The sequence below is a fragment of the Streptomyces zhaozhouensis genome (assembly GCF_900230195.1).
GTDB classification, from domain to species: domain Bacteria; phylum Actinomycetota; class Actinomycetes; order Streptomycetales; family Streptomycetaceae; genus Streptomyces; species Streptomyces zhaozhouensis.
The window spans coordinates 454,877-473,730 of record NZ_OCNE01000003.1 but is presented as its reverse complement, the minus strand read 5'-3'; the positions used below and the strand labels follow the sequence as shown (position 1 = coordinate 473,730).

Genomic DNA, 18,854 nt, shown 5'->3' with positions numbered 1-18,854 from the left:
GGGTTGATAGGCCGGAGATGGAAGCCTAGTGATAGGTGGAGTTGACCGGTACTAATAGGCCGAGGGCTTGTCCATAGATGCTCGCGTCCACTGTGAATTCAAACATCGCACTTGTTGTGCTTTCAAACTGAACAGTGTGCTTGTTCGCTTGGAGCACTTCTTTTAGTGTTTCGGTGGTCATGGCGGAGAGGAAACGCCCGGTTACATTCCGAACCCGGAAGCTAAGCTCTTCAGCGCCGATGGTACTGCATGGGGGACCGTGTGGGAGAGTAGGACGCCGCCGGACAATCATTGATGGGACCTCTGGTTCCCCAGCGTAACTGGCTGGGGAACCAGAGGTCCCTTTTTTGTTTTTGGCACTTTCGCATGGAGAGAAAAGAAAGAGGTCACGGCGATGTCTGACTCTTCCGACGACCGTTCCTCGGAAAGGCCGGAGCGCGACGCGCGTGGGCGTGGTGGTGGCTCCGGAGCGCGCCGTGACGACGACCGGTCGCGTTCCGGGCCCCAGGGAGGGCGCGGCGGCGAGCGGCGGGAGTTCCGTCGTGACGACCGTCCGAGGCAGGACGGACGCGGCGGCGGCTTCCGCCGTGACGACCGACCGCGCCAGGGCGGGGACGGCCGGCGGGAGTTCCGTCGTGACGACCGTCCGAGGCAGGACGGACGCGGCGGCGGCTTCCGTCGCGACGACCGACCGCGCCAGGGCGGTGGCGAGCGCGGGGGATTCCGTCGCGACGACCGCCCCAGGGACGACCGGCCCAGGTGGAACGACCGCGACCGCGATCGTGACCGCGGCGGGAACCGGGACCGGGACGGTGACCGCGGTTACCGCAGGGAGGACCGTTTCCGGGATGACCGTCCCCGTCGGGATGACCGTTCCGGTGGCGACCGTTTCCGGGACGGTCAGCGGGAGTTCCGTCGCGACGAGCGACCTCGGCGGGATGATCGGCCGCGTGAGGATCGTGATCGTTTCCGTCGCGATGATCGTCCGAGGCGTGGTGATCGTGATCGGGCTCCTCGGCGGGATGATCGGCCGCGTGAGGATCGTGATCGTTTCCGCCGCGATGATCGTCCGAGGCGTGATGATCGTGATCGGGCTCCTCGGCGGGATGATCGGCCGCGTGAGGATCGTGACCGTTTCCGCCGTGACGACCGTCCGTGGCGTGACGACCGTGGCGGCAGCGGCGGCGGGTATCGGCGTGACGATCGGGGCCGTGGGCCCCGTCAGGGCGGGGACGGCCGGCGGGAGTTCCGTCGTGACGACCGGCCGCGTGGCGGCGGGTATCGGCGCGACGACCGTGACCGGGGTGACCGTTCGGGGCGTCCGCCGCAGCGCCGGTTGCCGATCCCGGACGACGTGACGGGCGAGGAGATCGACCGTTCCGTGCGGCAGGAGCTGATGAGCCTGCCCAAGACGCTGGCCGAGGACGTCGCGAAGAACCTGGTGATGGTGGCCAGGCTGCTGGACGAGGACCCGGAGCGCGCCTACGCGTACTCCAGGACCGCGCTGCGGCTGGCCTCGCGGGTCGGCGCGGTGCGGGAGGCCGCCGGCTTCGCCGCCTATGGCGTGGCGAAGTACGCGGAGGCGCTCAACGAGTTCCGCGCGGCCAAGCGCATGACCGGATCGACGCATCTGTGGCCCATCATGGCGGACTGCGAGCGTGGCATCGGCCGGCCCGAGCGGGCGTTGGCGATGGCGGGCGAACCCGAGGTCAAGCGGCTCGACCGGGCGGGCCAGGTGGAGATGCGGCTGGTCGCGGCCGGGGCGCGGCGCGACCTGGGGCAGCCGGACGCCGCCGTGGTGACGCTCCAGAGCTCGGAGCTGTCCTCCACGGCGGTGCACCCGTGGACCGCGAGGCTGCGTTACGCCTACGCGGACGCGCTGCTCTCCGTCGGCCGTGAGTCGGAGGCGCGGGAGTGGTTCGCCAAGGCGCTGGAGGCGGACCAGGGGGGCACCACCAACGCCTCCGACCGGCTGGCGGAGTTGGACGGCATCGAGTTCGTCGACGCCCTGGACCCGGAGTGGGACGGGGAGGCGGCGGAGGACCGGGACTGAGCCCCGTTCCTAGCCCCGTTCCCCACGCTCGACGGGGCGGTGGTCGGCCAGCGGGTTGTCCAGTTTGCCGACCAGATGGGACTCGTCCTCGTCGGGGTTCTCGATGTCGACCATCTGCTTGTTGTTCTTCAGCTGGAGACGGTTGAGGCAGACCCGGTGGAAGGCGTCGGCGAAGAGGTCGTAGCGCGCGAACTTCTCCGCCAGCTCGGGCATCGCGCGCTGGTAGTCGGTGACGGCCTCCGAGACGGTGCGCCAGAAGGCGTCCTCGTCGAGGAGGCCGTCGTTGACCAGGATCGCGTTGAGGAAGCGGAAGACGCAGTCGAAGACGTCGGTGAAGATCGACAGCGGCCAGAGCTCCTCCCTCGGGGTGGGGAAGCGGACGCGCTCGACGTCCTTCGGCACGTCGCGGTCCTCGTCGAGGACGCCGATCTCCTCGGCGAGGTCCTTCATCAGGACGCGGACGGGGACGCCGTTCTCCAGGACCAGGATCACGTTCTCGCCGTGCGGCATGAACACCAGGTCGTGCGCGTAGGCGCAGTGGACGAGCGGCACGAGGTAGGCGTCGACATAGCGACGCAGCCACTCCTCGGCGGGGAGGCCCGACTCGTGGATCAACCCGCCGACGAACGAGGGGCCCTCGGGGTCGGCGTGCAGCAACGAGGCCATGGTGGCGAGGCGCTGGCCGGGCGCGAGCGCGGGCAGCGGGCTCTCGCGCCAGAGGGCGGCCAGCATCTTGAGGTAGGAGGAGCGCTTCGGCGCGGCCTCCTCGTAGTGCCGGGGGTGGTAGCCGATCGCGGCGTGCTCCCTGAGGATGCCGAAGCCGTACCGGCGCAACACCTCGTCCCCGTCGACCAGTTCGAGGAGCCAGTCGTTGATGGCCGGGGTGACGCGCATGTAGCGGGCGGAGAGGCCGCGGACGAAGCCCATGTTGAGGACCGAGAGCGAGGTCTTCACGTAGTGCTTCTCGGGGTGGTCCTGGTTGAAGAAGGTGCGGATCGACTGCTGCGCGCGGTAACGGTCCTCGCTGCCGCCGAGGTGGACGAGACGGCGCTGGGCGACCTCGGCGGCGAAGGTGACGGAGATCTTGTTCCGCCACTGCCAGGGGTGGGTGGGCAGAAGGTAGTAGTCGTCCAGGTCGAGCCCGAGGTCGGCCATCCGCCGGGCGAGCGTGGCCCGTTCCGACCCGCTCAGTTCGCCGGCGATCAGGGTGTCGTAGTCGAGGTCGGCGCAGGCGGTGAACGTGGCGTGGTCGCGGTGGGCGGCGAGCCAGGTGAGGTGGAGGGGGGCGCCGGCCTCGGGGGCGTAGGCGTGGTATTCGGCGGAGTCGAAGCCGAGGCGGCCGTTGTTGGCGACGAAGCAGGGGTGTCCCTCGAACATCCCGGCCTCGACGGTCTGGAAGTCGGTCGTGGCGAGGGCGGCCGGGTCGTGCGTGCGGTGGGCGAGCCGGTAGGCGGCGCTGGCCAGGGTGGAGCTGATCTCCTCCAGGTAGACGGGGAGGATCTCGTCGCTGAGCTGGAGCGAGGCGCGGAACTCCAGGATCAGGTCGAGGGCGTCCAACGGCAGCCGCTCGCCGGCGCGTTCCCTGGTGATGCTCGCCGGGTCGACCAGCCAGTGGTCGAGGGAGAGCCGGCGGGCCGCGAAGCGGTAGACGACGGAGCCGTCGTCGCTGTGCAGGGCGTAGTCGCCGTCGGGCTGCTCCTTGGGGGCGAGCAGCAGTTCGTGGGAGAACTCGGCGATCGCCTTGCGTATCAGCAGGCGGGTGGCCCGTTCCCAGTGCTCGGGGTCGAGGTGGGCGACGGTGGAGTCGGGGGTGGTGGGCGTGGGGGTCATCGGGCCGCTCCGGGGTGTCGCTGGCTGACGGCTGCTCGGTGCTGTGCGCGGGTACAGAAGCTCAGCAGGCCGGTCTTGTCGGGGAGTTCGACTTCCCGTTCCGGGCGGAACCCGACCGCCTCGTTGAGCCGGTGCACCGCCTTGTTGCCGGCGTCGGGCTCGACGACGACCCGCTGGTGGGCGGGGTCGGCGAAGAGCAGTTCCATGACGGTCTCGATCACGGCCAGGGTGAAGCCGTGGAGCGGGGTTTCGGTGGGCGCGACCAGGAAGTGCATCCCGATGTCGCCTTCGCGTACCGGGTAGGTCGTGCCGACGGGGTCGCCTGCCGGGTCGTAGGTCTCCACGAGGAAGGCGGGCGTGCCGTCGTGGTGACCGAGGTGGGCGGTGCGCCCGGGGTCGGCGTCGATGGTGCGGTACTCCTCGACGACGTCTTCGAGCCGGGCCTCGGTCATCATCCAGTAGACCGCCTTGGGGTGGGTGAGCCAGCGGTGCAGCAGCGGGCAGTCGGTGTCGGGGTCGACCGGCCGCAGGGTGAAGGTGCCGAGGGCGGGGTGGTCGCGGGTGTAGGGCTGACCGCGCATGGAACTCCAAGTCGCAGAACGGGGGACTGGGAGTGAGGTTAGCCTGACCTAACTTTCGTCGGCAATCCGGTCCGGCGCCTCGTCGGCCAGGTCGCGCAGCACCAGACCGCTCGCCGGCTTGGGCCCGAACGAGGTCGACTTCTGCGGCATCACCACGCCCGCCTCGGCCAGTGCGAACACCGTCGCCTCGCTGACCGGGCGCAGCAGCACCGCGCTCCCGCCGAGCTGACGGGCCTGCGCCAGGGCGCTGGGCGCGTCGTGGAGATAGCGCACCCGGCCGCCGTCTCCGGGCTGCCGCCCGGGGCGCCAGAGGTGGTCGACCAGCGCGGAGTGCAGCACCGTCGCGTCCAACTCCCGCCAGCGGGCGGGCCGGTCGCGGGGAACGGTGCGCGCCAGCAGCTCGGGGCGCGGCCGGTCCAGCAGCTGGAACGCGTCACCGTCGGCCAGCAGCAGCGCCGGGCCCCCGGCGGCCTCCAGCCGCGCCAGCGCGTGCTCCAGCGGTCCCGGCACCCGGGTGGCGCGGAACGCGCCGTCCAGCCGGCGCAGCGCGGCGTCCGGCGTCAGCCAGGGCAGCACCCGGTGGATGGCCCGCACCCGCAGCGGATGGCGTGCGGTGTCCACCAGCAGCACCAGGGTGCGGTCCCAGGGCGCGCGCCCGCCGTGCTCTTCGTGCAGCCGCAGGGCGGTGGCCCAACGGTGGTGGCCGTCCGCGATCAGCGCCCGGTGGTGCGTCAACTCCGCATTGATCGCCGCCTGTTCCTCCCGGTCGTGGACCGGCCAGACGCGGTGGCGCACGCCGTTGGGGGTGACGGTGTCCAGCAGCGGGCGGCCCCCGGCGGCGCGTTCGACGGCGCGGGCGGCCGGGCCGGCCGGGTCGCCCCGGTAGGAGAGCAGCAGCGGTTCCAGGTTGGCGTGGGTCGCCCGCATCAGCGACGCCCGTTCCTCGACCACGTCCGCCATCACCCCCTCGTGCGGCAGCACCACGCCCGCGGCCGGCGGGGAGAGCGCCAGCGTGCCGAGCAGCCCGCGTTGCAGCACGCCGGCCGCGTCGGTGCGCTGTTCGTACACGTACAGCCCGGGGCGTGGGTCGGCGGTCAGCACGCCGTTGGCGCGCCAGTGGCGGAGCCGGGCGGCGGCGGCCGCGTGGTCGGCGCCCTCCGGGAGGATCAGCCGCACCACGTTGTGGGGTTCGGCGGTCTCCAGGCGCTTTCGGCCGTCGGGTTGGACGACCACGTCGTAGGGGGGTGAGGTGACGGCTGCCAGGTCGCGCACGCGCTGGGGTTGGTAGCGCACGGCGTGGAACGGGGCGAGGGTGAGACCCGCTACATGCATCCTGGCATGGTAAGCCGCGCGGCCGTGCGCGATGATGCCGTGCGATGGCTGACTCGACGAACGACCTCAGGACGCGCCCCTCCGGCTCCGCCGAGCCGCTGCACCGGGCCTACGACACGGCGCTGTTGGACCTGGACGGAGTGGTCTACGCGGGGGGCTCCGCGGTGCCGCACGCCGTGCCGGCGCTCGCGGAGGCGCGCGAGGCGGGGATGGGGCTCGCGTATGTCACCAACAACGCGGCGCGCACGCCCCGGACCGTGGCCGAGCACCTGTCCGCGCTGGGCGTGCCGGCCGCGCCCGAGGAGGTCGTCACCTCGGCGCAGGCCGTCGCCCGGCTGATGGCGGAGGCGCTGCCGGCCGGCGCACGGGTGCTGTGCGCCGGTGGCGAGGGGCTGCGGACGGCGCTGGTCGAGCGCGGGCTGACGCCGGTGGACTCGGCGGAGGAGGAACCGGCCGCCGTCGTCCAGGGCTACGGCGGCCCCGACCTTCCGTGGGGCGTTCTCACGGAGGCCGCGCTCGCCGTCAACCGCGGCCTGCCGTGGTACGCCTCCAACACCGACCTGACCATCCCCAGCGGGCGCGGCATCGCGCCGGGGAACGGGGCCGCGGTGGAGGTGGTGCGGATCGCCAACGGCCACCGCCGCGCGCCCGTGGTGGCCGGGAAGCCGCAGCCGCCGATGCACCGGGAGACGATCATCCGGACGGGCGCGCGGCGGCCGTTGGTGATCGGCGACCGGCTGGACACGGACATCGAGGGCGCGTGGGCGGGGGGTGTGGACTCGCTGCTGGTCCTGACCGGCGTCGCCGACCCGGCCCAGCTGCTGGCCGCCGGGCCGAGGCACCGCCCGACCTATGTCGCGGACGACCTGCGGGGGCTGCTGGCCCCGCACCCCGAGGTGCGGCCGGTCGCCGACGGGGGTTTCGGGTGCGGGCGGTGGTGGGCCGGCGTCGCGTCGGGCCGCCTGGCCGTCCGCTCCGCGGACGGTGCCGGCGGCGCGGACCGGCTCGACGGGCTGCGGGCGCTGTGCGCGGCGGCGTGGTCGGCGGACGGGGAGCCGGACGCGGAGGGGGCGTTGGCGGCGTTGGGGTGGTGACGACGCCGGTGGGTGGTCCCCCTCGCCCCGTCGCGGACCGCGCGACTGCCGGGTGGCGGGCCGGGGGCGAGGACGGCGCGGCAGCGGTGGGCCGCGTTGTCGGGGTGCGCCCCGTGGGGTGCCGTTGTCGGGGCCCGAGCGGCCGGAGCGGGTAGCGTCGGGGCATGTGTTCCGCGCAGAGCGAGCAGATCGACGGGCCCCGTGACTCCCAGGCGGCCGAGGAGCCGGCGGAAGAGGCCGGGGGACCGGCCCCGTTGGGGGTGGGGGTCAGCGCCACCGGGCACGGGCCGGTGGACGCGGTGCTGGCGCGGTTGGCCGACGTCGACCAACTCGGTGTCGGGGGCCACCGCGAGGTGTACGAGGATGTGCACGACGGCCTGCGGCGGACGCTGGCCGCGCTTGACGAGCAGCCATCCGGCCCGCCGGTGCCGCGGGCCCCAGAACACCCCAGGAGCTGAACGCCCCCGTGGCAGCGACACAGCGACGGCTCAGCCGGCTCGACGCGGAACTGGTGCGCCGCAAGCTGGCCCGTTCCCGCGAGCACGCGCGTGGCCTGATCGAGGCCGGGCGGGTCACCGTCAACGGCAACACCGCGGGCAAGCCGGCGACGCAGGTGGCGACCAGCGCGGCGCTGGTCGTCCGTGAGGACGTGGACGACCCCGACTACGTCTCCCGGGGCGGTCACAAGCTGGCCGGGGCGCTGGAGGCGTTCACCCCGCTCGGGTTGCGCGTGGAAGGCCGGGTCGCGTTGGACGCGGGGGCCTCGACCGGCGGCTTCACCGACGTGCTGCTGCGGGCCGGTGCCGCCGGGGTGGTCGCGGTCGACGTGGGATACGGACAGTTGGCGTGGCGGCTGCGGGCGGACGAGCGGGTCACCGTCAGGGACCGCACCAATGTGCGCGAGTTGACGTTGGAGGACGTCGGCGGGCGTCCGGTCGACCTCGTGGTCGGGGACCTGTCGTTCATCCCGTTGGGGCTGGTGCTCCCGGCGCTGGTGCGCTGCGCCGCGCCCGACGCGGACCTGGTGCTGATGGTGAAGCCCCAGTTCGAGGTCGGGCGGGAGCGGCTGGGCAGCGGCGGGGTGGTGCGTTCGGCCGCGCTGCGCGAGGAGGCGGTGGTCGGCGTCGGGCGGCGCGCGGCCGAGCTGGGGCTCGGGGCGGTGGGCGTGGCCCCGAGTCCGCTTCCCGGGCCGTCGGGCAATGTTGAATACTTCCTGTGGCTGCGCGCCGGGGCACCCGCCCTGGACCCGGCCGCCGTGCGCCGAGCCGTGACGGAAGGGCCCAGGTGACCGAAGTGACCAGCGAAGTAGCCGAGCGGGGCGACCAGCGGCGGTCCGCGGAACCGCCCCGCACCGTGTTCGTCCTCGCCCACACCGGGCGCCCGGCCGCCGTGCGCAGCGCCGAGCGGGTCGTCGCCGGGCTGCTGGGGCAGGGCGTCGGGGTGCGGGTGCTGGCCGAGGAGGCCGCCGACCTGCCGCTGCCGGACGCCGTCGAACGGGTCGCCAAGACGGACTGCGACGGCCGGGTCCTGGACGGCTGCGAGCTGCTGGTGGTGCTCGGCGGCGACGGGACGCTGCTGCGCGGCGCGGAGTTCGCCCGGGCCTCCGGCGTCCCGATGCTCGGCGTCAACCTGGGGCGCGTCGGCTTCCTCGCCGAGGCGGAGCGGGAGGACCTGGACCACCTGGTGGAGCGGGTGGTGGGACGGCGGTACGAGGTCGAGGAGCGGATGACGCTGGACGTCACCGTCCTGGGTGACGGCGAACTGCTGCACTCCGACTGGGCGCTCAACGAGGCCGCCGTCGAGAAGGCCGCGCGGGAACGCCTGCTGGAGCTGGTGATCGAGGTGGACGGGCGGCCGGTCTCCGGGTTCGGTGGGGACGGCGTGGTGTGCGCCACCCCGACGGGGTCCACGGCGTACGCGTTCTCGGCCGGTGGCCCGGTGGTCTGGCCCGAGGTCGAGGCGCTGCTGATGGTGCCGATCTCGGCGCACGCGCTCTTCGCGAAGCCGCTGGTCACCGCGCCGGATTCGATACTGGCCGTGGAGGTGGGGCAGCACACGGGGACCGGCGTGCTCTGGTGCGACGGGCGGCGCAGCGTGGACCTGCCGGCGGGCGCCAGGATCGAGGTGCGGCGGGGGGCCGTGCCGGTGCGGCTGGCGCGGCTGCACCGGGCGCCGTTCACCGACCGGCTGGTGGCGAAGTTCGCGTTGCCGGTCGCCGGCTGGCGAGGCGCTCCGCACTGATGTTCGGGCACCGTCGTCGCCACGGGGCCGGTTAACCTCGTATGGTCGTATCCGTGTTGGAGGAAATGCGGATCAAGAGCCTCGGCGTGATCGACGACGCCGTGGTCGAGCTGTCCTCCGGCTTCACCGCTGTGACGGGTGAGACCGGTGCCGGCAAGACCATGGTCGTCACCAGCCTCGGGCTGCTGCTGGGCGGGCGGGCCGACGCCGGTTACGTACGCGTCGGCGCCCCGTCCGCCGTGGTCGAGGGCCGGATGGCGCTGCCGCCCGACGCCCCCGCCGCGCGCCGCGCGCAGGAGGCCGGAGCCGAGCTCGACGAGGGGGCGCTGCTGCTCAGCCGCACCGTCTCGGCCGAGGGGCGGTCCCGGGCGCACGTCGGCGGGCGTTCGGTGCCCAACGGGCTGCTGGCCGAGCTGGGCGAGGAGCTGGTCGCCGTGCACGGCCAGACCGACCAGCAGGGGCTGCTGCGCCCGGCCAGACAGCGGGAGGCGCTGGACCGCTACGCGGGCGAGGGGGTCTCCGTCCCGCTCGCCGCCTACCAGGACACCTACCACCGGCTGCGTGCGACCGCCGGCGAGCTGACGACGCTGACCACCAGGGCGCGGGAGCGCGCGCAGGAGGCCGATCTGCTGCGGTTCGGCCTGGACGAGATCGCCGCCGCCGAGCCGCGCGCCGGGGAGGACGCGGAGCTGGCCGCCGAGGCCGAACGCCTGGGCCACGTCGAGGCGCTGGCCTCCGCCGCCGCGCTGGCGCACGGCGCGCTCGCCGGGGACCCGGCCGACCCCGAGGGCGTGGACGCGGTCACCCTGGTCGGCGGCGCGGGCCGGGCGCTGGAGGCGGTGCGCCAGCACGACAGGGCGCTGGCCGAGCTGGCGGAACGGCTCAACGAGGTCGGCATCCTGCTGGCCGACGCGGCCGGCGAGCTGGCCGGGTACGCCGACGGGCTGGAGGCCGACCCGCTGCGGCTGGCGGCCGTGGAGGAACGCAGGGCGCTGCTGGCCGGGCTGGTCCGCAAGTACGGTCAGGGGCCGGACGCCGGTCTCGACGCCGTGCTCGCCTGGGCCGAGCAGGGCGCCGCCCGCCTCACCGAACTCGAAGGCGACGACGACCGCATCGGTGAGCTCACGGCCGAACGCGACAGGTTGCGCGCGGAGTTGACCGAGCTGGCACTCGCGCTGACCGAGGCGCGCACGGACGCGGCCAAGCGCTTCGCCGACGCGGTCACCGAGGAGCTGACCCAGCTCGCCATGCCGCACGCCAGGGTCCAGGTCGCCGTGCGGCAGGCCGAGGGAACCGACGCCGACGCGGCGGACGACCTGATCGAACTCCAGGGCCGGCGGGTGCGGTTCGGTCCGCACGGCGCCGACGAGGTGGAGCTGCTGCTGGCGCCGCATCCCGGCGCGCCGCCCCGCCCCATCGCCAAGGGCGCCTCTGGCGGCGAGCTGTCCCGGGTGATGCTCGCGGTCGAGGTCGTCTTCGCCGACGCGGCGCCCGTGCCGACGTATCTCTTCGACGAGGTGGACGCCGGCGTCGGCGGCAAGGCCGCGGTCGAGGTCGGCCGCCGGCTGGCCAAACTCGCCGACGTCGCGCAGGTGGTGGTCGTCACGCATCTCCCGCAAGTCGCCGCGTTCGCCGACCGCCACCTGGTGGTGGAGAAGACCCACGACGGCACCGTCACCAGCTCCGGCGTGCGTCTGGTGCACGGCGAGGGCCGGGTGCGCGAGCTGTCCCGGATGCTGGCCGGCCAGGAGGACTCCGAACTGGCCCGCGCGCACGCCGAGGAGCTGCTGGCGACCGCCGCGGCGCAGCTCCGCGAGCGGGGGCGCTGACCACCGCGCCGCCTAGGTGTGCTGTCCGGGCGATCTTCTTCGGGCCCGCGACGCCATACACGGCACCTCGCTGCGTTACCGAATCGCGCGAATACGGCCAAGTATGAGCTGCGATCCGGTGCCTTGCGATGCACCGCGTCATGGGGGCACCTCCCAGCCGCGAGGCTGGGGGAGCCGCGGGCTGATCCTCGAAGATCGCCCGGACAGGACCTAGCCCGTGCGAGTGGCCGGTGCTACCGCTGTACGGGGGTTGACTGGCATCCTGGAGGCCGTTGGCACTCCCAGCGAACGCCGGGTCGCTGTGCGCGACGACGTACGCTGTCGGTGTCGGCGGCCCGGCCGCCGGCGGCAGCGACGAGGCCCGACGGCGTCGTTTCCGCAGGTCCAGTTAACGAGAGGTCGCCGTGAGCAGCTCGCCCCCGTCCCCGCGCCGCCGTGTGCCCCTGCACGTGGTGCAGCTCCTGGGCGGTGGAGGGGTGGGCACCGGGGACCATGTGCGTTCGCTCTCGGCCGGGTTGGCGGACCGCGGGCTGGCCGTCACGGTGGGCGCCGCCGGCTCGGCGGAGCGCCGCTACGGCTTCGCCTCGGCCGGGGCCCGCTTCGTCCCGCTGCCGGTCGACTCGACGCTGACGGCGGTGCGGTTGCTGCGGCTGGCCTGCGCCGACGCCGACCTGGTCCACGCGCACGGCATACGCGCCGGACTGCTGGCCACCCTCGCGCTGCGCGGCCGCTCCGTGCCGCTGGTGGTCACCTGGCACGCCCGCTCGACCGGCATCGGCCCCACCGCCCAACTGCGGCTGCTCTCAGAACGCCTGGTGGCGAGAACGGCCACCGTGGTGCTCGGCGCCACCTCCGACCTGGTGCATCGGGCGCGTCAACGGGGCGCGCGCGACGCGCGGTTGGCGCCGGTCGCGCTCCCGGCGGCGCGTCGCTCCGCGCACGCCGACCGGATCGCCGACGCGCACCGCGCCAAACTCCGCGCGGACCTGGGCGCGTCGGACCGCCCGCTGCTGGTCGCCGCCGCCAGGTCGGGCCGCGACGGCGGGCTCGACCTGCTGTTGGCCGCCGCCCGCTACTGGCGCGACCGGCTGCCCCGGCCGCTGCTCGCCCTCGCCACGGACGGCCACGACCGGGCGTTGTCGCGCAGGATCGAACGCGGGCGGCTGCCGGTCCGGCTGCTGGCGCCCGGCGAGGACCCGGTCGAGCTGCTGCCGATCGCGGACCTGGCGGTGCTGCCCGCCCGTTGGGCCGGCCGGCCCCCGCTGGTCGACGGCGCGCTGCGGCGCGGTGTCCCGCTGGTGGCGACGGCCGTCGGCGGCGTGCCCGAGGTCGTCGGCGACGCGGGCGTGTTGGTCCCGTCCGGCAAGCCGGCGGCACTGGGCTCCGCGGTCAACGCGCTGCTGGACGACCCGGACCGGCGCGCCGCCCTGGCCATCGCCGGGCCGGCCCAGGCCCGCCGTTGGCCGACCGAGGACACCACGGTCGCCCAGGTGCTGAGCGTCTATGATGAGCTGGTCACCGGTCGTTGACACCGCGCGCCGCGCAGGCGCGGAGACGGAAGCGACGACCACGGGAGTTCGGGAGGTCGATGCATATGGCCCGCCAGGCCGCGCCTCGTCCTGCCCTTCCCCGGACCGCCGCCGCCCGCTGAGGCGGCCGCGTCCGGGTGCCACTTCCGACCCGGAGGCCCTCGTGCCCATCCTCGTTCCGACCCAACTGACCACCGAACGACTCCTGTTGCGCCCCTGGTCCCTCTCGGGACCGGCCGCCGTCGCCGCCGCCTCGCGCGCGCCGGACTGGGCGGACGACTTCCCCGCCGAGGGCGACAGCGTGATCGCCGACCTGCTGGCGCGGGGCGTGATCGACCCGCTCGGCCACCGCCTGCTCGTCGAACGCGCCAGCGGCCTCGTCGTCGGCACCCTCGGCTTCGGCTGGCCGCCGCAGGACGGCGGCGTCGAGCTCGGCTACGGCGTCGTGCCGTCCCGCCGAGGGCGCGGGCTCGCCACCGAGGCGGCCCGCGCCCTCGTCACGCACGCGCTCACCCTGCCGGGGGTGCGCACGGTCCGCGCCAGCGCGGAGCCGGCCAACCCCGCGTCCCTGCGGGTGCTGGAGAAGGCCGGACTGCGCCGGACGGGCGAGTCCGAAGGGCTCGTCCACTTCGCCACCGCCTGAACGCGACCCGCGCGCCCGCCCGCGGGCGCGCGGGGCCGTCGGCACCGGGGCCCGAGCCGGTGCCCGCAGACCGGGCGCCGGCTGCGCCTCGGGAATCGGGTGGTCGGGGACGCGGGCTGTCGGCCCGCTTTGATGGCGGGGCGCCCGCGTCCCGAGCCGACGGTCAGAACGCGGTGCGGTCCTCGCTGAGCGGATCTCCGTGCACCCGGTATGCCTCGTGGAGGCCGTCACGCACCCGGCGACGCCACGGCCGTGCGAGTGTCAGAGCCTCGGCCAACGGTGCCGCGCCGTCGTCGAGCGGGGCGACCGCACACGAAGCGGTGCCGTCTGCCTCCCCCCTGACCAGCCATTTTCCGTCCGGCCCCGCCACGCCGGCCGCGCCCTCCGGTGCGTGCCCGGCCGGCAGCGCCAGGCTCACCCAACGGGTGGTGGCCGCCGCGTGCGCGCTCACCTCGTTGGCCAGCACCCCGGTGCCGCCGGAGCCCCCGCCGGCCGACGAGTAGAGCACGCAGTCCACGTTCAACCGTTCGTACTCCGCGAACAACTCGGGGAAGTGCGCCTCCATCCCGAGCAGCAGCCCGAAGCGGACACCGTCCACCTCGAAGGTGACCGGCAGGGCGCCCGGCGCGTAGAGGTACCGCAACTTGGTGGCGGAGAGCAGCCGTTCGTCGTAGCGGGTCACCGCACGCCCTCGGTCGGAGAAGACGTAGAGACTGTTGTGCGGCCGGTTCGGAAAGGTCAGCCGGTGCACCGAGCCGACCACCGTCCACAGCCCCAACTCGCCTGCCAGCGCGGCTGTTTTGACGAGCTCGTGGCGGAGCGCCCCCCAGTCCCACGCGTCCCGGTCAAGCGCTGGCGCGCTGCCCTCCCACTCAGCGTCGGTGTCCGCGACGGCGCGCGGGCCGGGGGAGCAGAGCGCGCCCTCGGGAAGGTGCACCACTCGTGCGCCTTTCCGGTGCGCCGCGCGCATCAGTTCACGTACCTCGCGCCCGCGGGTCGCCAACGACGTTGCGTCGTCCGGCCGTTCGCCGAAGGACGGGAGCGTGCTCTGGGTCACGGCCAGCAACAGCCGCCGACGTTCGGCGACGGGCTCGCGCCCGGGAGTCGAGCGCAGATGGCGGAGGGCGGCGGTGTAGGACTCGCCGGTCTTGGCGGCGCGGGCGCGCACGCGCCGCTTGAAGTTCCGGTTGGCTGTCATCGTCTCTCCACGCCCCGGAACGACCCCCAGCGGCCACGCCCGAGACGGAACGGACGACGAGTGCGCGCCCCGAGACATCGAGTCCCTTTGCCTCCGTGCCAGACCGTGCTGGGAACGGCCCAAGGAGGTTAGGCGTGGGGCACGCCGCCCACCATCCTGGCCGTCCCTCTGGTTCCCGTCAACGACGCGCTCCGCTGGCCGCCCGGCGCACCCCAGGGGGGCGCGGGGAACCGCGCGAGCAACCCCGAACCGATCCGCGCGCCGGGCAACGGCCCCCGCCCCGGTGTCGGGTGGTCGCACCCGTTCCCCCCGGCAAGGGGCTACTTCCCCCCGGCAAGGGGCTACGCCGAGCCGCGCACCACCAGCTGTGACGGGATGACCACCGAACTCACCGGCGCCTCTGCGTCGTTGAGGCTGCGCACCAGCAGCCGCGCCATGATCTCGCCCATCCGGACGATGTCCTGCCGCACCGTGGTCAGCGGTGGGTCGGCCCAGGCCGCCGGGTCGAGGTCGTCGTAGCCGACGACGGCGACGTCCTCGGGCACGGACAGGCCCCGGGCGCGCAGCGTGCGCAGCGCGCCGGTGGCCATCAGGTCGTTGCCGGCGAAGACGGCGTCGGGCGCGGGGGAGCGGTCCAGCAGCTCGGCCATGGCGCGGGCGCCGCCGTCCACCGTGAAGTCGCCGTGCGCCTGGAGCGCGGGGTCCGGCTCGGCCAGCCCCAACGCGTCGCGGTAGCCGGCGAGCCGGTCGACCGCGGAGGTCTGGTCCAGCGGCCCGGTGATCACCGCGATCCGCCGGTGGCCGCTCTCCGCGAGATGGCGCACCGCGCGCCGCGCGCCGTCGCGGTTGTCGGTGTCCACATAGACGAGCGAGTCGTCCTGTTCCCACCCCGGCCACCAGGGGCGCCCGCCGAAGACGGTCGGCAGCCCGGAGGCGGCGGCGATGCCCCGCAGCGGGTCGTTGGCGTGCAGCGAGAACATCAGCGTGCCGTCCACGTGCCCGCCGGCCAGGTAGCGTCCCACCCGCTGGTAGTCCGCCTCCTCCTCGACCAGCATCAGCAGCAGTTGGAGGTCGTTGGCGGACAGCTCCCGGCTGATGCCGCGCAGTTGACGCGCGAAGAACGGGTCCGCGAAGACCCGGGTCTCGGGCTCGGCGATCACCACGGCCACCGCCCCGGTGCGCCGGGTGACCAGCGAACGCGCCGCGCTGTTGGGCACGTACCCCAGCTCGGCGACCGAGCGTTTGACCTTCTCCCGGAGCTCGGGTCGGACCCCCGGGGTGCCGTTGACGACCCGGGAGACGGTCGCCCGGGAGACCCCGGCGTGCGCCGCCACGGCCTCCAGCGTGGGGTGGGCAGCGGACACCTTCACATCCCTTGTCTCTCGTAGCCCCTTGACGGTACAGGCAAGCGGCGGCAGTGTGCAGTGGCACGGCATGAGAGCGCTCTCACACCGTTCTCGTGCCCGTCAACTCCCCACCCCCCACGGAACTTCCACCCCCACACGGAAGAGTGAATTGTCATGAGCAGAAGGAAAATGCGGCGTGGGCCGCTGGCGGCCGTCGCCGCCGTGGGTGCCGCGTTGGCGGCGCTCGCCACCGTCGCCCTGCCCCAGGCCGGCGCGCAGGAGAGCGAGGCCGGACCGGCGCCGCTGGTCGAGGTCTTCCGCTCCGACTTCGACGGTCCGGCGGGCAGCCCGCCCGGTGACGACTGGATCATCGACACCGGCACCGGCTACGACGGCGGCCCGCCCAACTGGGGCACCGGCGAACGTCAGACCTACACCGACCGCCCCGAGAACCTCAGCCTCGACGGGCAGGGCAACCTCAAGATCACCGCCCTGCGCGACGGCGACACCTGGACCTCGGGCCGGATCGAGACCCAGCGCACCGACTTCGCCGCCCCCGACGGCGGGGTGATGCGCATCGAGGCCGGCCTCCAGCTCCCCAACGTCTCCGGTGACGCGGCGCTCGGCTACTGGCCCGCGTTCTGGACGCTGGGCGGCGAGTACCGGGGCAACTACTGGAACTGGCCGGGCATCGGCGAGTTCGACATCATGGAGAACGTGAACGGCCTGCCGCAGGTCTGGGGCGTGCTGCACTGCGGGGTCAACCCCGGCGGTCCCTGCAACGAGACCGAGGGGCGCGGCGCCTCGACCGGGTGTGACAGCTGCAAGACGGACTTCCACACCTACGCGATCGAACTCGACCGCACCGGTGACACCGAGTTTCTGCGCTGGTACCTGGACGGGAACGAGTACCACTCCGTCAGCTCGGCCGACATGGACGCCGAGACCTGGGCCGCCGCCACCGACCACGGGCACTTCGTCCTGCTGAACCTGGCGATGGGCGGCGCGTTCCCCGACGGTGTCGCCGGCCAGGCCACGCCGACGGCCGCCACCGAGCCGGGGCACTCGTACCTGATCGACTACGTCTCCGTCCAGCAGACCGGCTGACCCGGAGGCGCCGCCCGAGGAACGACGGCGCCCCGCCTCCCCGGACGAACGGGAGGCGGGGCGCGCGGCCGCGAAGGTCAGCCGACGTAGCCGCCCGAGGCGGTCAGGCGCAGCGCGGTGTCGATCAGCGGCACATGGCTGAACGCCTGCGGGAAGTTCCCCACCTGGCGCATCCGGCGCGGGTCCCACTCCTCGGCGAGCAGGCCGAGGTCGTTGCGCAGGGCCAGCAGCTTCTCGAAGAGCTTGCGGGCCTCGTCGACGCGGCCGATCATCGCGAGGTCGTCGGCCATCCAGAACGAGCAGGCGAGGAACGCGCCCTCGTCCCCCTCCAGGCCGTCGACGCCCGCCTCCTCGCCGGCGGTCGGGTAGCGCAGGATGAAGCCGTCGAGCGTGGACAGCTCGCGCTGGATGGCCTCGATGGTGCCTATCACCCGCTTGTCGTCCGGCGGCAGGAAGCCCATCTGCGGGATCAGCAGCAGCGAGGCGTCCAGCTCCTTGGAGCCGTAGGACTGGGTGAACGTGTTGCGCTCCGCGTCGTAGCCGTGTTCGCAGACCGCGCGGTGGATCTCGTCCCGCAGGTCGCGCCAGCGCTCCAGCGGGCCGTCCACCTCGCCGGACTCGATCAGCTTGACCGTGCGGTCCACGGCGACCCAGGTCATCACCTTGGAGTGGACGAAGTGCCGACGCGGGCCCCGGACCTCCCAGATGCCCTCGTCCGGCTCGTCCCAGTGGTTCTCCAGGTAGTTGATCAGCTTGAGCTGGAGCAGGTTGGCGTGGTCGTTGCGGGCCAGCCCCGTCATGTGGGCCAGGTGCAGCGCCTCGGTGACCTCGCCGTAGACGTCCAGCTGGAGCTGGCCGGCGGCGCCGTTGCCGACGCGCACCGGCTGCGAGTTCTCGTAGCCGGGCAGCCAGCTCAACTCGGCCTCGGCCAGCTCCCGTTCACCGGCGATGCCGTACATGATCTGGAGGTTCTGCGGGTCCCCGGCCACGGCGCGCAGCAGCCACTCGCGCCAGGCCCTGGCCTCCTCGTGGTAGCCGGTGCGCAGCAGCGAGGAGAGGGTCATGGCCGCGTCGCGCAGCCAGGTGAACCGGTAGTCCCAGTTCCGCGAGCCGCCGATCTCCTCGGGCAGCGAGGTGGTGGGGGCGGCGACGACCGCGCCGGTCGGGGCGTAGGTCAGCGCCTTGAGGGTGATCAACGAGCGGACGACGGCCTCGCGGTAGGGGCCGTGGTAGGTGCACTGGGCGACCCAGTCGCTCCAGAACGACTCGGTGGCGGCCAGCGCCTCCTCGGGCGCGGCCACCGGCGGCGGCTCCTTGTGCGAGGCCTGCCAGCTGATGGTGAACGCGACCCGGTCCCCGGCGGCGACCGTGAAGTCGGCGTAGGTGGTCAGGTCCTTGCCGTAGGTGTCGACGGTCGTGTCCAGCCAGACCGAGTCGGGCCCGGAGACGGCGACCGTCCGGTCGTCGACCTTGTGCACCCACGGCACGATCCAGCCGTAGGAGAACCGCATCCGCAGCGCGGAGCGCATCGGCACCCGGCCGCTGACGCCCTCGACGATGCGCACCATCTGGGGGGCCATCTCGCCGCGCGGCGGCATGAAGTCGGTCACCCGCACGGTGCCCCGGGGGGTGTCCCACTCGGATTCCAGGATCAGTGAGTCCCCGACGTAACGGCGGCGGCTGGCGGGCGGCGGCGGCATGTCCCTGCCGTGCGCGGGCCCGATTCTCCAGAAGCCGTGTTCGTCGGTGCCCAGCAGTCCGGCGAAGACCGCGTGGGAGTCGAACCGCGGCAGACACAGCCAGTCGGCCGATCCGTCGCGGCAGATGAGGGCGGCGGTCTGCATGTCGCCGACCAGTGCGTAGTCCTCGATGCGCCCGGCCACTTGCCACTCCAGTCGAACGGCGCCGCCCCCCGTGGGACGTGCGGAAACTTCCTCGCCCATTCCGGCGTCCAGGCAGGATACGACGCCCGGAGGACATCCGCTGGACACCGTGGAAACCGTTCTCTGTGACCGGGTGCTCTTGTTCGTATTAGTCGGTAAATGTCGAAAGGCTGAGCTTGGGTGCTTTG

General features: G+C 73.5%; 16 protein-coding genes and 1 rRNA gene. 11 read left to right on the top strand and 6 right to left on the bottom strand.

What is annotated here, in order from left to right; translation table 11 throughout:
* Nucleotides 1-169: 169 nt before the first annotated feature.
* The 3 genes from rrf to CRP51_RS29925 all read left to right on the top strand — a co-directional run bounded on the left by rrf (nt 170) and on the right by CRP51_RS29925 (nt 2,053).
* Nucleotides 170-286, top strand: a 5S ribosomal RNA gene (gene rrf, locus CRP51_RS07970).
* 160 nt (nt 287-446) lie between these two features.
* A complete protein-coding gene (locus CRP51_RS29930) occupies nt 447-1,358 on the top strand; it encodes a hypothetical protein (RefSeq protein WP_212615852.1) in 912 nt (303 codons plus the stop codon).
* Entirely contained in the window at nt 1,337-2,053 is a 717-nt protein-coding gene (locus tag CRP51_RS29925; RefSeq protein WP_212615850.1) for a tetratricopeptide repeat protein, read from the top strand. The genes CRP51_RS29930 and CRP51_RS29925 overlap by 22 nt, the downstream gene beginning before the upstream one ends.
* 9 nt (nt 2,054-2,062) lie before the next feature.
* On the opposite strand, the gene CRP51_RS07960 is transcribed toward CRP51_RS29925, so the two are convergent.
* Genes CRP51_RS07960 through CRP51_RS07950 form a run of 3 tightly spaced genes read right to left on the bottom strand, consistent with a single transcriptional unit; the run spans nt 2,063 to nt 5,796 of the window.
* Nucleotides 2,063-3,883 (bottom strand): IucA/IucC family protein, encoded by a 1,821-nt coding sequence (locus CRP51_RS07960; protein ID WP_097230300.1) that lies wholly within the window; start codon nt 3,881-3,883, stop codon nt 2,063-2,065.
* Nucleotides 3,880-4,464 carry a GNAT family N-acetyltransferase gene (locus tag CRP51_RS07955; RefSeq protein WP_097230299.1) on the bottom strand — a complete coding sequence of 195 codons (585 nt, stop codon included), beginning with the start codon at nt 4,462-4,464 and terminating at the stop codon, nt 3,880-3,882. The genes CRP51_RS07960 and CRP51_RS07955 overlap by 4 nt, the downstream gene beginning before the upstream one ends.
* A gap of 48 nt (nt 4,465-4,512) precedes the next feature.
* Complete coding sequence (locus CRP51_RS07950) at nt 4,513-5,796, bottom strand: DUF1015 family protein (RefSeq protein ID WP_097230298.1); 1,284 nt, start codon at nt 5,794-5,796, stop codon at nt 4,513-4,515.
* Between the two features lie 44 nt (nt 5,797-5,840).
* Here CRP51_RS07950 and CRP51_RS07945 point away from each other — a divergent pair, with 44 nt between their 5' ends.
* The 7 genes from CRP51_RS07945 (at nt 5,841) to CRP51_RS07915 (ending at nt 13,132) form a co-directional block, all read left to right on the top strand.
* Nucleotides 5,841-6,890, top strand: coding sequence for an HAD-IIA family hydrolase (locus tag CRP51_RS07945; RefSeq protein WP_097230297.1), 1,050 nt, complete (start codon nt 5,841-5,843; stop codon nt 6,888-6,890).
* A gap of 164 nt (nt 6,891-7,054) precedes the next feature.
* Nucleotides 7,055-7,348 carry a hypothetical protein gene (locus tag CRP51_RS07940; RefSeq protein ID WP_245880437.1) on the top strand — a complete coding sequence of 98 codons (294 nt, stop codon included), beginning with the start codon at nt 7,055-7,057 and terminating at the stop codon, nt 7,346-7,348.
* Nucleotides 7,349-7,356: 8 nt separating this feature from the next.
* Nucleotides 7,357-8,178 (top strand): TlyA family RNA methyltransferase, encoded by an 822-nt coding sequence (locus CRP51_RS07935; protein ID WP_097230296.1) that lies wholly within the window; start codon nt 7,357-7,359, stop codon nt 8,176-8,178.
* Nucleotides 8,179-8,183: 5 nt separating this feature from the next.
* Nucleotides 8,184-9,131 (top strand): NAD kinase, encoded by a 948-nt coding sequence (locus tag CRP51_RS07930; protein WP_245880436.1) that lies wholly within the window; start codon nt 8,184-8,186, stop codon nt 9,129-9,131.
* 41 nt (nt 9,132-9,172) lie between these two features.
* Nucleotides 9,173-10,960, top strand: coding sequence for a DNA repair protein RecN (gene recN / locus CRP51_RS07925; protein ID WP_097230294.1), 1,788 nt, complete (start codon nt 9,173-9,175; stop codon nt 10,958-10,960).
* A 404-nt stretch (nt 10,961-11,364) separates the two neighbouring features.
* Nucleotides 11,365-12,489: a glycosyltransferase family 4 protein gene (locus CRP51_RS07920; RefSeq protein ID WP_097230293.1), complete on the top strand. Its 1,125-nt coding sequence runs from the start codon at nt 11,365-11,367 to the stop codon at nt 12,487-12,489.
* Between the two features lie 163 nt (nt 12,490-12,652).
* Nucleotides 12,653-13,132 carry a GNAT family N-acetyltransferase gene (locus tag CRP51_RS07915; protein ID WP_245880435.1) on the top strand — a complete coding sequence of 160 codons (480 nt, stop codon included), beginning with the start codon at nt 12,653-12,655 and terminating at the stop codon, nt 13,130-13,132.
* Nucleotides 13,133-13,295: 163 nt separating this feature from the next.
* Here the strand turns inward: CRP51_RS07915 and CRP51_RS07910 are convergent, their stop codons facing one another.
* Both CRP51_RS07910 and CRP51_RS07905 read right to left on the bottom strand, forming a co-directional pair.
* Nucleotides 13,296-14,330 (bottom strand): carbon-nitrogen hydrolase family protein, encoded by a 1,035-nt coding sequence (locus CRP51_RS07910; RefSeq protein ID WP_097230291.1) that lies wholly within the window; start codon nt 14,328-14,330, stop codon nt 13,296-13,298.
* Nucleotides 14,331-14,671: 341 nt separating this feature from the next.
* Nucleotides 14,672-15,700, bottom strand: a complete 1,029-nt coding sequence (locus CRP51_RS07905) for a LacI family DNA-binding transcriptional regulator (protein WP_245880434.1) — start codon at nt 15,698-15,700, stop codon at nt 14,672-14,674.
* A gap of 150 nt (nt 15,701-15,850) precedes the next feature.
* Between CRP51_RS07905 and CRP51_RS07900 the strand changes: the two genes are divergently transcribed.
* Complete coding sequence (locus tag CRP51_RS07900; RefSeq protein ID WP_097230289.1) at nt 15,851-16,783, top strand: glycoside hydrolase family 16 protein; 933 nt, start codon at nt 15,851-15,853, stop codon at nt 16,781-16,783.
* Between the two features lie 77 nt (nt 16,784-16,860).
* On the opposite strand, the gene CRP51_RS07895 is transcribed toward CRP51_RS07900, so the two are convergent.
* On the bottom strand, nt 16,861-18,666 hold the full coding sequence (locus CRP51_RS07895; RefSeq protein WP_170970462.1) for a glycoside hydrolase family 15 protein: 1,806 nt from the start codon (nt 18,664-18,666) through the stop codon (nt 16,861-16,863).
* Nucleotides 18,667-18,854 lie beyond the last annotated feature (188 nt).

Coding starts and splice junctions, on each gene's coding strand:
- CRP51_RS07900 (WP_097230289.1), top strand. CDS start 15,851: ATGAGCAGAAGGAAAATGCGGCGTGGGCCGCTGGCGGCCGTCGCCGCC.
- CRP51_RS07960 (WP_097230300.1), bottom strand. CDS start 3,883: ATGACCCCCACGCCCACCACCCCCGACTCCACCGTCGCCCACCTCGAC.
- CRP51_RS07945 (WP_097230297.1), top strand. CDS start 5,841: ATGGCTGACTCGACGAACGACCTCAGGACGCGCCCCTCCGGCTCCGCC.
- CRP51_RS07940 (WP_245880437.1), top strand. CDS start 7,055: ATGTGTTCCGCGCAGAGCGAGCAGATCGACGGGCCCCGTGACTCCCAG.
- CRP51_RS07910 (WP_097230291.1), bottom strand. CDS start 14,330: ATGACAGCCAACCGGAACTTCAAGCGGCGCGTGCGCGCCCGCGCCGCC.
- recN (WP_097230294.1), top strand. CDS start 9,173: ATGGTCGTATCCGTGTTGGAGGAAATGCGGATCAAGAGCCTCGGCGTG.
- CRP51_RS07950 (WP_097230298.1), bottom strand. CDS start 5,796: ATGCATGTAGCGGGTCTCACCCTCGCCCCGTTCCACGCCGTGCGCTAC.
- CRP51_RS07955 (WP_097230299.1), bottom strand. CDS start 4,464: ATGCGCGGTCAGCCCTACACCCGCGACCACCCCGCCCTCGGCACCTTC.